Here is a 712-nt window from a genome sequence, read left to right on the forward strand (position 1 = left end):
CTGTCCCATGCGGCAAGCACTTTGGGCTTCATATTTTTCCGATGAGTCGTAATCAGGGTAACCCCTTCGTTTTTTAAATCATCAGTAAGAGCCTTACTGATATAACCTTTATCGGCATAGAGCTTGTCCAGTAGTCCTTTAGATAGCTCGCGGACAGGTTTCCTATCGTCTGTATTAGCTGGCGTCAGTTTGGCAGCCACAATATCGCCAAGGTGGTTGGTGATAATGTGAAGTTTAAAACCATAAAACCAACCCATTGTCCCTCTTCCCCTTGCTGCTGTTCCTTTGAAAACTTTATGCCGTGGGATACGCAGGTTATGGCACACTTTAATACTTGTAGAATCAATGAATTCAATGCCTGTTGGTTCGCCTTTAACATGGGTGAAGAAAGAGCTTAGTGGTACAAGTACAGAAGGCATCACTTCGAGGAATCGTGTATAGCTGAGCAACGTTGGGAAATCATTTTTGTAGTAACGATGTACAATACCAAGATAGAAGTTTTTAAAGTCACGCTGATGCGACATATGGAAAGCAATAATGATGGTCATGATTTCACTTTCTGACATTCGGCCTTTGCGATTACGCTTCCGTACGCCGCTCTCAAGCTGAAGTTTTTGCCACTGGGGTAGAAAAGCCTGACAAAAGTCATCGACATGGCAAAATAAGTCCACTAATTTGTGCATAGCTGGTTCCTTGTGATAAGTCTCTCTTG

Annotated in this window: 1 protein-coding gene; it reads right to left on the reverse strand. The window is 43.0% G+C overall.

Annotated features, from left to right (window positions below):
- The coding region (locus tag VTH8203_RS14165; protein WP_096994264.1) for an IS982 family transposase at positions 1 to 683 on the reverse strand (683 nt) is incomplete at its 3' end.
- Between the last annotated feature and the right edge of the window lie 29 nt (positions 684 to 712).

It is taken from the genome of Vibrio thalassae, assembly GCF_900089835.1.
Classification (GTDB): domain Bacteria; phylum Pseudomonadota; class Gammaproteobacteria; order Enterobacterales; family Vibrionaceae; genus Vibrio; species Vibrio thalassae.